This is a genomic window from Telluria sp. BA11, from assembly GCF_056680305.1.
In genome coordinates, this window is record NZ_CM155275.1 from 2,082,110 (window position 1) to 2,095,203 (window position 13,094).

Below are 13,094 nucleotides of genomic sequence, written 5' to 3' on the forward strand. Positions count from 1 at the left end.
CTCGCGATGAAACAGCTGGTGCTCGATTTAGGCGCCGAACCGGCCCAGAGCCTCGACACCTTCCAGGTCGGGGCCAATGCCGAGCTGACGCACCTGATGCACCTGTTCGCCGAGCGCAGCTCGCGCGAGCATTTCGCCTATCTGTGGGGCGACACCGGCGCCGGCAAGACCCACCTGCTGCACGGCCTGGCCGCCAGCCCGGGCGCGCGCTACATCCCGTTCGATGCGCCAGCGAGCCAGTTCGTGCATGCCGCCGGCACCACGCTGTACCTGCTCGACGACTGCCATCGCCTCAGTGCCCGGCGCCAGATCGACGCGTTTGCGCTGTTCAACCAGATCCGCGAACACGGCGCCTACATGGTCTGCACCGGCCCCGTGCCGCCGGCGGTGCTGCAGGTGCGCGAAGACCTGCGCACGCGCATGGGCTGGGGCCTGGTGTACCAGATCCACGGCCTGTCCGACGACCAGAAGATCGAAGCGCTGACGCACGCTGCCGAGGCGCGCGGTTTGACGCTGTCGGCCAGCGTGTTACCCTATTTGTTGTCTCATTTCAAACGCGACATGCGTTCCCTGTCGACGATGCTCGATGCGCTTGACCAGTATTCGCTTGAAACCCAGCGGCCGGTCACGCTGCCGCTGCTGCGCGACCTGCTGTTGCAAGAAAACCTGCCGCTCGAATCCAAAGAATGAAAAACCTCGCCCTGTTTGACCTCGACCACACGCTGCTGCCGATCGACTCCGATCACGAATGGGGCGAATTTCTGGCGCGGGTCGGCGCGGTCGATGGCGACGCCTACCGCGCCCGCAACGATGCCTTCTTCGCCCAGTACAATGCCGGCGTGCTGGATCCGGTCGAGTACCTCGAATTCGCACTTGGCACCCTGGCGGCGTTCCCGCGCGCGGAACTCGACGCGCTGTATGCGCGCTATATGCGCGAAGTGATCGAGCCGGCCATCACGCCGCAAGCCATCCAGCTCGTGCGCGATCACCAGGCAGCCGGCGACCTGGTGGCGATCATCACCGCCACCAACCACTTCATCACGGCGCCGATCGCGGCAGCCTTCGGCGTCGAGCACCACATCGCCGCGATGCCCGAATTTGATTCTGCCGGCATGCTCACCGGGCGCCTGGCCGGCACGCCGACATCGGGCCCCGGCAAGGTCGTTCACATGCACGCCTGGCTCGAACGCCTGGGGCAGCCGTTCGACAGCTTCGGGCGCAGCTACTTCTACAGCGATTCGCACAACGACATTCCGCTGCTGTCGATCGTGTCCCATCCGGTCGCCACCAATCCCGGCAAGGCGCTCGCAAGCCACGCGCGCGAACAGGGCTGGCCAACCATCCAACTATTCAATGATTAAAACCTTCATCCGTAAAATCCTGGGTGTGAAAGACCAGCGCGACCCGACCGAGCCGGTCATCCTTGGCCCCGACGAACACGGGATCGACCCGCGCAGCGTGTCGTCCAACGCGATCCGCGTGACACAGGCGTTGCAGGAAGCCGGCTACCAGGCCTTCGTCGTCGGCGGCGCCGTGCGCGACATGCTCCTGGGCGTCAAACCCAAGGACTTCGACATCGCCACCGACGCCACGCCCGAACAGGTGAAAAAACTGTTCCGGCGCGCCTTCATCATCGGCCGGCGCTTCCAGATCGTGCACGTGATGTTCGGCCAGGACCTGCTCGAGGTGACCACCTTCCGCGGCAACGGCAGCGACAACGCGCCGAAGGACGAACATGGCCGCGTCCTGCGCGACAACAGCTTCGGTCCGCAGCACGAAGACGCGGCGCGCCGCGACTTCACCATCAACGCCCTGTACTACGACCCGGCCAGCCAGCAGGTGCTCGATTACCACGGCGGCATGGAAGACATCCGCAACAAGCTGCTGCGCATCATCGGCGTGCCCGAAGAACGCTACCGCGAAGACCCGGTGCGCATGCTGCGCGTGGTGCGCTTCGCGGCCAAGCTGGGCTTCTCGATCGAGCAGGCCACGCTGGCGCCGATCCCCGTCATGGCCCCGTTGATCGACAACGTGCCGGCCGCGCGCGTGTTCGACGAGATGCTCAAGCTGCTCATGTCCGGCCACGCGCTGGCCTGCCTGCAGCAATTGCGTTCGGCCGGCCTGCACCATGGCCTGCTGCCGCTGCTGGATGTCGTGCTCGAGCAGCCGATCGGCATGAAGTTCGTCACGCTGGCGCTCGAGTCCACCGACAACCGCATCAAGGCCGGCAAGGGCGTCTCGCCAGGCTTCCTGTTTGCGTCACTGCTGTGGCACCAGGTACTCGAAAAATGGACGGCCTATGTTGCCGGCGGCGAGTCGCCGATCCCTGCCCTGCACTTGGCGGCCGACGACGTGCTCGAAACGCAGACCGAGAACCTGGCCCTGCAGCGCCGCATCGCCACCGACATGCGCGACATCTGGGCCATGCAGCCGCGCTTCGAGCGCCGCGCCGGCCGCGCGCCGTACAAGCTCCTTGAACATCCGCGCTTCCGCGCCGGCTACGATTTCCTGCTGCTGCGCTGCGAATCGGGTGAACTCGACATGGAAATCGGCGACTGGTGGACCGATTTCTATGCCGCAGAAGGCGGTGACCGCGAGCGCCTGGTCGAAGTGGCTGTCTCGCGCGAGCGCGAAGGTGGCCCGGCCAAGAAGCGCCGGCCACGGCGCGCGCCGCGCAAGAGCGGCGGTGAAGGCGATGCGGGCGACACCATGCGCGCGCCGGACCCTGACGATGGCCTGACCGCCGAAGACCGGGCCCGCGACGCTGCGTATGCGGCGCACGAAGAAGCCAAGTACCGGGCGATGCGCGGCAAATGATCGCCTATATCGGCATCGGTGCGAACCTGGGCGACGCGCGTGGCAACGTGCTCGATGCGCTGGCGCGCCTTGCGCGCATGGACGGCGGCATGCTGGTGCACACGTCCAGCATGTACCGCACCGCCCCGATCGATTCAAACGGCGACGATTACATCAACGCCGTGGCCTGCCTGGATACGTCGCTTGGCGCGCACGACCTGCTGGCGGCGCTGCAAGCCATCGAACAGGCCCATGGCCGCGAGCGCCCGTACCACAACGCCCCGCGCACGCTCGACCTCGACCTGCTGCTGTACGGTGATGAGACGATCGCCACCGCCACCTTGAGCGTGCCGCATCCGCGCATGCACGAACGCGCGTTCGTGATCGCGCCGCTGCTGGAAATCGCGCCGGACATCGACATTCCCGGCCACGGCGCCGCGCGCGACTTCGCGCAATTGGTGGCCGGCCAGACGATCGCCAAACTCGACTGATATCCGCGCGCCAGTCACGGCGTGCCGGTTGCGGCCTTGCCACCACGGCGCCCACTTTAACGAAGTACCAGGAGCTTTTGTGACGCTGCTGCATACACTGACCCATCCTGGCGTCTCGCTCGAAGGCACCATCTTCGAACGGCAGGCCGTGCGCGCCATCATCCTGCGCGGCCGCGACATTTTGCTGCTGTATACCCGCCGTTACGATGACTACAGCTTCCCGGGCGGCGGACTGGATGCGGGCGAAGATCCGATGGACGGCCTGCGCCGCGAACTGCTGGAAGAAACGGGCGCCGCCAACGTTACTGTCGATGGTTATGTCGGCTATCTCGACGAGCATCGCCCGCCGCTGAAAAGTGGCTACGACGTGCTGTTCATGCGCTCGCACTTCTATCGCTGCCACGTTGACGGCGAATTGGGCGCGACCTCGCCCGAAGCGTATGAGGTTGCCAACGGCATGGTGCCGCGCTGGATCGCTATCGACGCCGCCATCGAACACAACGAGCGGATACTCGGTACCAAGCCGGCGCACATGGGGCTGTCGATTGCGCGTGAAACGTGGATGCTCAGATACGCGCTGGTCATGCTGGCTGCAGGTGCTGCTGTGGGCGGACAATAAAGTTTGACGCAAGCCCGGCTATGAGGCGAACGATTTAGACATGCTGGGCACGCAAGAAAGTTTGATACAAACGCAAGTCGAAGCTCCGCAAATCTCAGGTTTGCAACAACACAACCTGCTGGTTCCCTCACCCTATTCGACCGGCCGCTTTCGACCTTGGATTCAACCGGTCGACGCAACACACTAAACTCTGGGTAAGCAGAAGGAGTGTTACGGATGAAGCAGAGAGCAAGGATTTATTATACGGATGCCCAGAAGGCGTTGATGTGGGAGCACTGGAAAAAGGGGGAATCGCTCCAGCAAATTGCCCAGCTGTTCGATCGAAACCACTCGTCTATACAGCGAATTCTTGCCGAGTCTGGTGGCATTCGGCCCGCAGAAAGACACCGATCAAGACTGGCATTAACCTTGGCCGAGCGGGAAGAAATATCACGCTCGCTAGCTACTGGTCAATCGATCCGTCAGATTGCTCAAGCACTTGGACGAGCACCGTCCACTATTAGCCGTGAGATCAGTCGCAATGGTGGCCAGACGAGCTATCGAGCTGGCTGTGCAGACGCGGCTGCTTGGAAGCGAGCCCATCGTCCTAAGTGCTGCAAACTGGTGACCAACCCTGAGTTGGCAAATATCGTAACAAGCAAACTCCAATTACAGTGGTCGCCTGAGCAAATTGCTGGGTGGCTCAAGCATACGTTTTCAGGCAGCGAGGATTACCAGGTGTCGCATGAAACGATTTATCGCAGCCTCTTCATTCAGGCCCGTGGTGCGCTGAAAAAGGAGCTACTTGAGCATCTTCGGCGAACCCGGGCCATGCGCCGATCGCGTCATCATACGCAAAAGAAAGAAAATCACGGCAGGATCAAAGATACGGTATCGATCAGCGAACGACCTGCCATAGTGGAGGATCGCGCTGTACCAGGACATTGGGAAGGAGACCTAGTGTTCGGAGACAGAAATAGCCAGATCGCTACCCTTGTCGAACGCCACACTCGTTACGTGATGCTAGTAAAAGTCGCAAGCAAAGATACAGAAACAGTCATCAGCGCATTGATTGATAACGCCCGTCAGTTACCCCGAGAGCTTTATCAATCACTGACTTGGGACCGGGGCAAGGAAATGGCTGACCACAAGCGTTTTACCATGGCCACTGATATCGATGTCTACTTCTGCGATCCACACAGCCCTTGGCAGCGTGGTAGCAATGAAAATACCAACGGACTATTACGCCAGTATTTCCCAAAAGGCATCGATATCTCCGCGTACTCGCAGGCCCAACTTAACGAAGTAGCTCGCAAATTGAACGAACGGCCAAGGAAGACTTTAGAATACCAGACACCCGCTGAACGATTCAGCAAACTTGTTGCATCGACCGGTTGAATCCAAGACCCTAAGCCGCCGTTCGCTAGCTATCGGTATGTAGCTGCGCGTAGGCTTCAGCCTCAACGCGACCATCGCCACAAATAAGATCGCCGTCTTCATCAAGCACGCCATAGCTATGTTGGACGCCGCCGATGCTTGCGGCGCCGTCGAGTCCAAGCAGCAAGGTATAGAACGTGTCCGTGAGCGCGAGGTTCAGTACATCGCGCAGTGCAATGGTCTGCTGTTCGCTAAGGCCCATCGATGCGATCCTTTGGGAGACTAAAGTTTCGCCGGCCGTACTCATGAATAGCTCAAGCAAGCCATCCTTTTCCGTCTGCCAGTGCCTCACAAACTCGGCAGGAGTCATCTCGTGTTCCCTCTAAGTCAGCACAGCATGGTGTACGTCTGCTCTTGGCCGAACTCGGCCGTTCGCGCCAGCTTAGCAGCTTGCCGGGCTGGAAAGTCACTGACTGTCGCGACCGGCAGCTGTTGGCCGAAAGCGGCCTGTCGCACTAGGTTAGCAGCTTGTAAAACAGAAAAATCCACAGGTTGTCACAGACGCCGTTTTCCTTGATGGCATCCTTTAGATCGGCCAACGTGAGCAAATTCTTGATCTGATATTCCGAAGTCGTGGCAACGAATGCTACGTAGTCCGGAACGGGAGCGTAGCAAAGTTTCCTTGCATGGCTGCGCGTACCTTCACTTCCATTGCCCCCTTGCGTCGAGCACTTTCTTCCTTTCCTTCCCGGCGCCGTCGAACCGGTTCGCCAAGACGAAGAGAATTTCGGCCGCTTCTTTGAGGATGCGCTGTTTTTTATCGTTCAGCCCGCCCACCGCTCAACCGGGCTCTTATGCCAGCCTCGTTGCACGCGACAACGATCTTGATGCCCAGCCAAAAGCATCTACAGGAAGAGACGGAAATCGTACGATAAGGTGAATCGAGGCGGCGATGATCATTCCTGGCGATCCTCAACCGTTCTGCGCCGCCTTGGCGTCTGCCAGCTCGTCGGTGCTGACCATGTAGCCCTCATCGGCGGCCAGCTGCGCGTCCGGCTGCAACTGCTCGTGTTCGCGCGCGCGGGTGAGGAGCACTTGCACCGTGTCGATTTTATGGCGCACAGTCTCGGATAACGCGGCCAGGGTCAGCGGCTCCGGGAGCATCACTTCGCATTCCTCGGCGGCGCGCGCGACTGGGTGCTCGCGCGCCAGTTCGCCGGATTGTCCCGTCTCGTCGCGCTCGATCAGGCGCAGCACGTTGCGCAAACCCTGCTCCAATTGTTCCAGCCGGCTCGATTCCATTCAAAACCTCCCGTGTTCGCGATAGAAAAAAGGCACTTCGGCCAACTGCACGCCGCAACGCCCTGCAAAGCATACACATTCTTCCTCGCCGACGACGCCCTGCTCGGAGCTAACGCCAGTGAGATGGATGCGGCGACATGTACCTCAACGTGAAACGCCGTGGCGGGGCCTAAAATTGGCTGGAACAGCTATCGCTGCGTGATTTACCGCTCTTCCTGCAGACGCTTTTAACTGAGTGTGCTTACCTGCGGCTTTAGCATCGAGGCCGGCACACTAGCCGGTTGAGTAGTGGGCGGGGCGCGGAGTTTGCGACACGTCTAGAGCGATTTATCTGGGTCTTGCGTCCCGAAGCGATGGCCGCTTGCAAGTGACGGACTGTCACGACAGGCAGCAATCGCCCGATTGCTTTCCGTTCTATTTCCTGTCCGCTTAGGAGGCCGACCGCCTCAAGCCGCAAGGCATCCGAACTTCCGGTTTCGACCCATTGCGGACCTTCGCAGTATCCAGTCGGAGACCAACGAGGCGCAACGCAACTAGGTAATTTCGATCCAATAGCGACGCGCCAAGTGCCCTTCGTCGTAGGTAGTTCGCTCAAACACGCCACCATTCGATTCGATGACCTTCCAAGACCCAATATTCTCGTCCTTACAAGTGACAAGGAGGCGAAGAAGACCGATTTTTCTCGCTTCTAGAAGAGCGAGTGCCAGCATTTTTGTCGCAAAACCCTTGCGCCTTTCGCTTGGGCAGACGCCATAGCCAATGTGTCCACCAGTGTCGATTAGGTTCGGATGGTTGATGTGGTGGCGAATCTGGATGGCGCCGAGAAGTCTCGAATTTTTGGTATCAGCAAGAAAAAACAAGTGTGCTGGCACGGCTGCCGGATCTGACTCGGTCCGGTCGCTCTGGACTATCGACAGGAATTCGTCGAAGTCTTTTCCCGTAAAAAGCTTACCTGGAGACGTAGGCGTTTCGATATTACGCCACCCACGGACCATGTCTTCGTACGCGGCACGATGTTTTTCCTTAGGAAATTCAAGAATGAGCATAAGAAATACCGGGTGCCGCGCCCCGGAAAAATTCAACATAAAATCGATTTCTGACCCGCCGAACGACTGCTCTTGGCCGAACCCGACCGTTCACGTCAGCTTAGCAGGTTGCCTGGCTTGAAAAAGCACTGACTGTCACGACAGGCGGGTACCGACCCGAAGCGGACATGTCTCGACTGACTATTCGTAATCGAAATTAGCTTTGAACGTCCAGCTGTCACCCTCTTGTTTGGCGAAGTAGACCGCTCTCACCAGCAAGCCTCGAGCATCTTGCAATAGTTCATCAAGTTTGTACGTCGCTGCGTAAAGACTGTCGGCAGGTCCAACGGGAGCATGTCCCTGCGGACTTGATAGCTCATGGTGGAAATTTCCGAAAGCTCCAAGCGTAGTCGCCCCATTCGACGCAGTTGATGGCAATCTAGTTAGCGTCAGTACGATTTGCTCCCATGACTCAGGGGTGCTTTCGATCATGGCTTGAACTAGTTCAGCATCGACTAGACGCTGCTGCTCCTGAAGATTTTGCATTCTTGATTTTCAAGTAGGTCATAGTGCCGATATCGACTGGAGGTCTGCTTCTGGCCGAACCCGGCCGCTCACATCAGCTTAGCAGTTTGCACGGCTTGAAAAAGCACTGACTGTCACGACAGGCCGCTACCGACCCGGCGCGGAGATGGCGACCTTATGCGCTCTATCTAATCCGCTGCCAGACTCACTTCGTTGGGACCGAAGATAACGCTGGATGATTGAATTCGCATTTATGCATGAGCCAGAGTGAAATGCACAATGCGACAAGGTTTATGCCGATGGCGAAGCGCGCACCCGGTTGTCCCAGGTTGATACTGAATTGCGCACCAAATCCCGAACCGAAAAAGCCGACTTGAAATGGTGAGAGCTTGGCGAAGACCTGAAGTTGCGCACCGCAAAACACTGTGTAGCCGAGAAAGGGTGTCTATAGCAGAGGCGTCTGTACAAACCAGAAAATCACATTTCGGTATAGGGCGTTCCGAGTGCCTTCAAGCATTTGCACGCCACACCATATACCCTATAGAAAAAACCCCATGCCGAGTGCGAAGGGAACGATATTTGTTGGGGCTAGCTCCTGACCTTGCAGAACTGCGGTCATGCTTGAGCCGAATCCAAGTGCCCCGCCACCGATGGACAGGACGCCAAGTCCACGACGTTGCCAGTTACTGAAGGAGCCGATCATGTGAATCTGCGCATTGTTTTTTGTTGAAGATGCGCGAGATTACCAGACGACAGCTCGGAGGAAATGCTCGGATTCTCACCACGACAGACAGGAAACGATATATCAACGCTTATGCCTTCTCGAGAAGTCCGCTTTTGGCCGAAAGCGGAAGTTCGCCAGAGCATGTCCGCTCTGGCCTCTCGTGTCGAACTTTATTGTTTTATGTCGAACTTTATTGTTCGTCCACAGCTGCGCACGACTGACATCGATGTCATTCAAATTTTCCCGATCTGCCGGTCAATCGCCTTCAGCGCCCTTTCGTTACGCTCGCTATACCGGTCGGTCAGGTAATCGCTCCGGCCCCTGGTCAGCAGCGTGAACTTGACCAGCTCCTCCATCACGTCGACCACGCGGTCGTAATAGGCCGAGGGCCGCATCCGGCCTTCCTCATCGAATTCCTTGTACGCCATCGGTACCGACGACTGGTTCGGAATCGTGATCATGCGCATCCAGCGTCCCAGCAGGCGCAGCGTGTTGACGACGTTGAACGATTGCGAACCGCCGCAGACCTGCATCACGGCCAGCGTACGGCCCTGGCTTGGCCGCACGGCGCCCTGCTCCAGCGGGATCCAGTCGATCTGGTTCTTCATCACGCCGGTCACCGTGCCGTGGCGCTCGGGGCTGCACCAGACCTGCCCTTCCGACCACAGGCACAACGCGCGCAGTTCGACGACTTTCGGGTGCGTCTCCAGCACGCTGCCCACCATCGGCAAGGTCATCGGATCGAAGATTTTCACCTCGGCGCCGAAGTGTTCGAGGATGCGCGCTGCCTCGAACGTGAGGAAGCGGCTGAACGAGCGTTCGCGCAGCGAACCGTAGAGCAGCAGGATGCGCGGCGGATGATTCATGTCGCCCACCGGCTCGAGCTTGTCGATGGTCGGCATGTCCAGCAACTCGGGCCGGATGTTGGGCAGGTTCGGGATGGTGTCATTCATGGCGATAGGCTTTCTTAGCTCAGGCGCAGCGCAAGCGCGCACAGGGTAACGAACAGGACCGGCAGCGTCAGCACGATACCGACCCGGAAGTAGTAGCCCCACGAGATCCGGATATCCTTCGTCGCCAGCACATGCAGCCACAGCAGGGTGGCCAGGCTGCCGATCGGGGTGATTTTGGGGCCAAGGTCGGCGCCGATGACGTTCGCATACACCATCGTCTCGCGCACCACGCCAGCGGTGGTCGTGGCGTCAATGGCCAGCGCGCCCACCAGGACCGACGGCAGATTGTTCATGATCGAGGACATGATCGCCGTGATGAAGCCGGTGCCAAGCGCCGCGCCCCAGACACCGTATTGCGCGCACCAGTTCAACAGATCGGTCAGATACACCGTCAGCCCGGCATTCCTCAGGCCATACACGACCAGGTACATGCCGAGCGAAAAGATCACGATCTGCCACGGCGCATCGCGCAGCACGGCGCGCGTCGAGATGCGGTGCCCGCGCGCGGCCACGGCCAGCAGGAGTGCGGCGCCGGCCGCCGCCACGGCGCTGATCGGCACGCCCATGTCGTCAAGCCAGAAGAAACCGACCAGCAGGATCCCCAGTACCCACCAGCCGGTGATGAAGGTTGCCCGGTCATGGATGGCATCGCCTGGATGCTTCAATTGCGCCATGTCGTAGTTCGCCGGGATGTCCTTGCGGAAGAACCAGATGAGTGCGCCAAGCGTTGCCGCCACCGCGACCAGATTGACCGGCACCATCACCGACGCATAGCGGGCGAAGCTGATGCCGAAATAGTCGGCCGAGACGATGTTGACGAGGTTCGACACGACCAGAGGCAGGCTGGCCGTATCGGCGATGAAGCCGGCCGCCATGACGAAGGCTAGCGTGGCCTTGGGCGTGAAGCGCAGCGCCAGCAGCATCGCGATCACGATCGGCGTCAGGATCAGCGCTGCGCCATCGTTGGCAAACAGGGCCGACACTGCAGCGCCGAGCAGCACGAGCAGGATGAACAGGCGCAGGCCATTGCCCTTGCCCCAGCGCGCAACGTGCAGGGCCGCCCACTCGAAGAAGCCCGCCTTGTCCAGCAGCAGGCTGATGATGATGATGGCGACGAACGCACCCGTCGCATTCCAGACGATGCCCCACACCACCGGAATGTCGGCGACGTGGATGACACCGGTCAGCAGCGCGACCGCAGCGCCGGCCGTGGCGCTCCAGCCGATGCCCAGCCCACGGGGCTGCCAGATGACCAGAATGAGTGTTGCGAGAAAAATCAGCGATGCGATCAGCACGAAGGGTCCTAGTGAACAGGTCAATCAAATACAGCGTCGGCAGTGCCGGATGCCGTTCAGGGCAACAGGGTGCCGATGCGGTCGAGCTCGGCCTTGAACCGGTTGCGGTCAGCTTGCAGTTCTTCCAGCGGCAGGGCCAGGAAGGCCTGCGTGCGGGCCAGGATGATGGCATAAGTGCGCTCGAACGCCGCTTCGATTTGTTCGTCGGTACCGACGACGTGGCTCGGGTCGTCCAAGCCCCAGTGCGTGCGCAGGACCGGGCCCAGGTAGGCAGGACAGGTCTCGCCGGCCGCGCTGCCGCAGACGGTCACGACGATATCGGGCGTGACCGGCAAGTCGTCCCACGACTTGCTGTAATAGCCCTCGGTCGAGATGCCCTTGCGGTGCAGGAGCGCGACAGCGCGCGGATGCAGCGTGCCCGTCGGCTGGCTGCCGGCGCTGATTGCCTGCCACCCCTCGGGCGCCAGATGGTTGAAGGTGCCCTCGCTGAGGACGGAGCGGCACGAATTGCCGGTGCAGAGAAAGAGAATGTTCATGGGATGGTTGGTCTGGTGAAGGGTTATGTGCAGCGTCAATTTGGTTTGCATGGCTCGCCAGCGGCCACGTCGCACGGCACGCCGCCACAGCAGTTCTCGGTCAGAAAGCCGACCAGGCCATTCATCGTCGCGATGTTGGCTGAATAGATCACGAAGCGCCCGTCCTGCCGTGACGACAGCAAATCTGCGTGCGACAGCTCTTTCAGATGAAACGACAGCGCCGAAGGCTGCACGTCGAGGTGCTCGGCAATCCGGCTGGCTGCAAGCCCCGCCGGCCCCACCTGGACCAGCAGCCGGAAAATCGCAAGGCGGCTCCCCTGCGACAAGGCTGACAGGGCGGCAAGTGTGGCTTTGGTATCCATAGTGTTCCCGATTGATGCATTACAAGATATAAGAATGATAGCCGAACGGTACAACAATTCAAATAATATTGAAGTATTTTGACGGCTTGATGACATGGGAGTGGCCGTGTCAGGAAAGGCAGGCTGCAGTAGAATGCGCGCTGACTGCAGCTTCGCAGGCGCCGCATTACACTAGGCGCCAGGACGTATCGTTTTAAAGGATTTCTTCATGAGTGGTTATTTGCAGGGTAACGACATGACGGCTGGCGCAGGTGTAGCCACGCCAGCCGCTGTGCCAGCGCCCGCCGCCCCCGTACCGGCAACCCCAAAAGCCGTCACCGTGCCATCGCTGCTGGCCATGCGCGCAGCCGGCAACAAGATCGCGATGCTGACCTGCTACGACGCGAGCTTTGCGTCGCTGATGGACCGCTGCGGCGTTGAAATCCTCTTGATCGGCGATTCGCTCGGCATGGTCTGCGCCGGTCACGATTCGACGCTGCCGGTGACGGTGGCCGACATGGTCTATCACACGGCCTCGGTCGCGCGCGGCAACAAGCACGCACTGGTGCTGGCCGACATGCCGTTCGGTGCCTATGGCAACCCGCAGCAAGCCTATGACAGCGCCGTGCAGCTGATGCGCGCCGGCGCGCAGATGATCAAGATCGAAGGCGGCGCCTGGCTAGCCGACACCGTGCGCCTGCTGGTCGAACGCGGCATTCCGGTGTGCGCGCACATTGGCCTGACGCCGCAGTTCGTGCACCAGCTGGGTGGTTTCCGCGTGCAGGGCAAGACCGACGCCGGCGCCGACAGCCTGAAGAACGATGCGCTGGCGCTGCAGGCGGCCGGCGCGGCACTGATCCTGATCGAGGCGGTGCCGGCGGCGCTGGGCAAGGAAGTTACCGAACTGCTGTCGGTGCCGACGATCGGCATTGGCGCCGGTCCCGATTGCTCGGGCCAGGTGCTGGTGATGCACGACCTGCTCGGCGTATTCCCGGGCCGCAAGGCACGCTTCGTGAAGAACTTCATGGACGGCCAGACCAGCATCGACGCAGCCGTCACGAGCTATGTGACGGCCGTGAAGGATGGCAGCTTCCCGGCTGCCGAACACTGCTTCTGATCGTGATGACGCCC

Annotated in this window: 15 protein-coding genes; 7 read left to right on the forward strand and 8 right to left on the reverse strand. The window is 60.3% G+C overall.

Annotation, left to right across the window (positions count from 1 at the left end; all coding sequences use genetic code 11):
- The first annotated feature begins 6 nt into the window (after nucleotides 1-6).
- The 6 genes from hda (at nucleotide 7) to AC1MGT_RS09110 (ending at nucleotide 5,283) form a co-directional block, all read left to right on the forward strand.
- Complete coding sequence (gene hda / locus AC1MGT_RS09085; protein WP_332532771.1) at nucleotides 7-690, forward strand: DnaA regulatory inactivator Hda; 684 nt, start codon at nucleotides 7-9, stop codon at nucleotides 688-690.
- A complete protein-coding gene (locus AC1MGT_RS09090; RefSeq protein WP_499503914.1) occupies nucleotides 687-1,361 on the forward strand; it encodes an HAD family hydrolase in 675 nt (224 codons plus the stop codon). Before hda ends, AC1MGT_RS09090 begins: the two co-directional genes overlap by 4 nt.
- A complete protein-coding gene (gene pcnB / locus AC1MGT_RS09095) occupies nucleotides 1,354-2,817 on the forward strand; it encodes a polynucleotide adenylyltransferase PcnB (RefSeq protein WP_499503915.1) in 1,464 nt (487 codons plus the stop codon). Before AC1MGT_RS09090 ends, pcnB begins: the two co-directional genes overlap by 8 nt.
- Nucleotides 2,814-3,287, forward strand: a complete 474-nt coding sequence (gene folK, locus AC1MGT_RS09100; RefSeq protein WP_499503916.1) for a 2-amino-4-hydroxy-6-hydroxymethyldihydropteridine diphosphokinase — start codon at nucleotides 2,814-2,816, stop codon at nucleotides 3,285-3,287. Before pcnB ends, folK begins: the two co-directional genes overlap by 4 nt.
- A gap of 79 nt (nucleotides 3,288-3,366) precedes the next feature.
- The gene (locus AC1MGT_RS09105) at nucleotides 3,367-3,906 is read left to right on the forward strand and encodes an NUDIX hydrolase (RefSeq protein ID WP_499503917.1); all 540 of its coding nucleotides are present in this window, start codon (nucleotides 3,367-3,369) and stop codon (nucleotides 3,904-3,906) included.
- 216 nt (nucleotides 3,907-4,122) lie between these two features.
- Nucleotides 4,123-5,283 (forward strand): IS30 family transposase, encoded by a 1,161-nt coding sequence (locus AC1MGT_RS09110; RefSeq protein ID WP_499501889.1) that lies wholly within the window; start codon nucleotides 4,123-4,125, stop codon nucleotides 5,281-5,283.
- Between the two features lie 25 nt (nucleotides 5,284-5,308).
- On the opposite strand, the gene AC1MGT_RS09115 is transcribed toward AC1MGT_RS09110, so the two are convergent.
- From AC1MGT_RS09115 to AC1MGT_RS09150, 8 genes are all read right to left on the reverse strand, one after another.
- Complete coding sequence (locus tag AC1MGT_RS09115) at nucleotides 5,309-5,632, reverse strand: hypothetical protein (protein WP_499503918.1); 324 nt, start codon at nucleotides 5,630-5,632, stop codon at nucleotides 5,309-5,311.
- Nucleotides 5,633-6,234: 602 nt separating this feature from the next.
- On the reverse strand, nucleotides 6,235-6,564 hold the full coding sequence (locus AC1MGT_RS09120) for a hypothetical protein (RefSeq protein ID WP_499503919.1): 330 nt from the start codon (nucleotides 6,562-6,564) through the stop codon (nucleotides 6,235-6,237).
- Between the two features lie 533 nt (nucleotides 6,565-7,097).
- On the reverse strand, nucleotides 7,098-7,649 hold the full coding sequence (locus AC1MGT_RS09125) for a GNAT family N-acetyltransferase (protein ID WP_499503920.1): 552 nt from the start codon (nucleotides 7,647-7,649) through the stop codon (nucleotides 7,098-7,100).
- A 141-nt stretch (nucleotides 7,650-7,790) separates the two neighbouring features.
- On the reverse strand, nucleotides 7,791-8,135 hold the full coding sequence (locus tag AC1MGT_RS09130) for a hypothetical protein (protein ID WP_499503921.1): 345 nt from the start codon (nucleotides 8,133-8,135) through the stop codon (nucleotides 7,791-7,793).
- Between the two features lie 936 nt (nucleotides 8,136-9,071).
- Nucleotides 9,072-9,791 (reverse strand): arsenical resistance protein ArsH, encoded by a 720-nt coding sequence (gene arsH, locus AC1MGT_RS09135; protein WP_499503922.1) that lies wholly within the window; start codon nucleotides 9,789-9,791, stop codon nucleotides 9,072-9,074.
- Nucleotides 9,792-9,805: 14 nt separating this feature from the next.
- Nucleotides 9,806-11,086 carry an arsenic transporter gene (locus tag AC1MGT_RS09140; RefSeq protein WP_499503923.1) on the reverse strand — a complete coding sequence of 427 codons (1,281 nt, stop codon included), beginning with the start codon at nucleotides 11,084-11,086 and terminating at the stop codon, nucleotides 9,806-9,808.
- 56 nt (nucleotides 11,087-11,142) lie between these two features.
- The gene (locus AC1MGT_RS09145) at nucleotides 11,143-11,622 is read right to left on the reverse strand and encodes an arsenate reductase ArsC (RefSeq protein WP_258835842.1); all 480 of its coding nucleotides are present in this window, start codon (nucleotides 11,620-11,622) and stop codon (nucleotides 11,143-11,145) included.
- Between the two features lie 35 nt (nucleotides 11,623-11,657).
- Nucleotides 11,658-11,984 carry an ArsR/SmtB family transcription factor gene (locus tag AC1MGT_RS09150; protein WP_183556098.1) on the reverse strand — a complete coding sequence of 109 codons (327 nt, stop codon included), beginning with the start codon at nucleotides 11,982-11,984 and terminating at the stop codon, nucleotides 11,658-11,660.
- Nucleotides 11,985-12,192: 208 nt separating this feature from the next.
- Between AC1MGT_RS09150 and panB the strand changes: the two genes are divergently transcribed.
- The gene (gene panB, locus AC1MGT_RS09155; protein WP_499503924.1) at nucleotides 12,193-13,080 is read left to right on the forward strand and encodes a 3-methyl-2-oxobutanoate hydroxymethyltransferase; all 888 of its coding nucleotides are present in this window, start codon (nucleotides 12,193-12,195) and stop codon (nucleotides 13,078-13,080) included.
- Nucleotides 13,081-13,094: the final 14 nt, after the last annotated feature.

What these genes read in the sequence shown, in the direction of transcription:
- hda (WP_332532771.1), top strand. Translation starts at nt 7, where the DNA reads ATGAAACAGCTGGTGCTCGATTTAGGCGCCGAACCGGCCCAGAGCCTC.
- AC1MGT_RS09090 (WP_499503914.1), top strand. Translation starts at nt 687, where the DNA reads ATGAAAAACCTCGCCCTGTTTGACCTCGACCACACGCTGCTGCCGATC.
- pcnB (WP_499503915.1), top strand. Translation starts at nt 1,354, where the DNA reads ATGATTAAAACCTTCATCCGTAAAATCCTGGGTGTGAAAGACCAGCGC.
- folK (WP_499503916.1), top strand. Translation starts at nt 2,814, where the DNA reads ATGATCGCCTATATCGGCATCGGTGCGAACCTGGGCGACGCGCGTGGC.
- AC1MGT_RS09110 (WP_499501889.1), top strand. Translation starts at nt 4,123, where the DNA reads ATGAAGCAGAGAGCAAGGATTTATTATACGGATGCCCAGAAGGCGTTG.
- AC1MGT_RS09115 (WP_499503918.1), bottom strand. Translation starts at nt 5,632, where the DNA reads ATGACTCCTGCCGAGTTTGTGAGGCACTGGCAGACGGAAAAGGATGGC.
- AC1MGT_RS09120 (WP_499503919.1), bottom strand. Translation starts at nt 6,564, where the DNA reads ATGGAATCGAGCCGGCTGGAACAATTGGAGCAGGGTTTGCGCAACGTG.
- AC1MGT_RS09125 (WP_499503920.1), bottom strand. Translation starts at nt 7,649, where the DNA reads ATGTTGAATTTTTCCGGGGCGCGGCACCCGGTATTTCTTATGCTCATT.
- AC1MGT_RS09130 (WP_499503921.1), bottom strand. Translation starts at nt 8,135, where the DNA reads ATGCAAAATCTTCAGGAGCAGCAGCGTCTAGTCGATGCTGAACTAGTT.
- arsH (WP_499503922.1), bottom strand. Translation starts at nt 9,791, where the DNA reads ATGAATGACACCATCCCGAACCTGCCCAACATCCGGCCCGAGTTGCTG.
- AC1MGT_RS09145 (WP_258835842.1), bottom strand. Translation starts at nt 11,622, where the DNA reads ATGAACATTCTCTTTCTCTGCACCGGCAATTCGTGCCGCTCCGTCCTC.
- AC1MGT_RS09150 (WP_183556098.1), bottom strand. Translation starts at nt 11,984, where the DNA reads ATGGATACCAAAGCCACACTTGCCGCCCTGTCAGCCTTGTCGCAGGGG.
- panB (WP_499503924.1), top strand. Translation starts at nt 12,193, where the DNA reads ATGAGTGGTTATTTGCAGGGTAACGACATGACGGCTGGCGCAGGTGTA.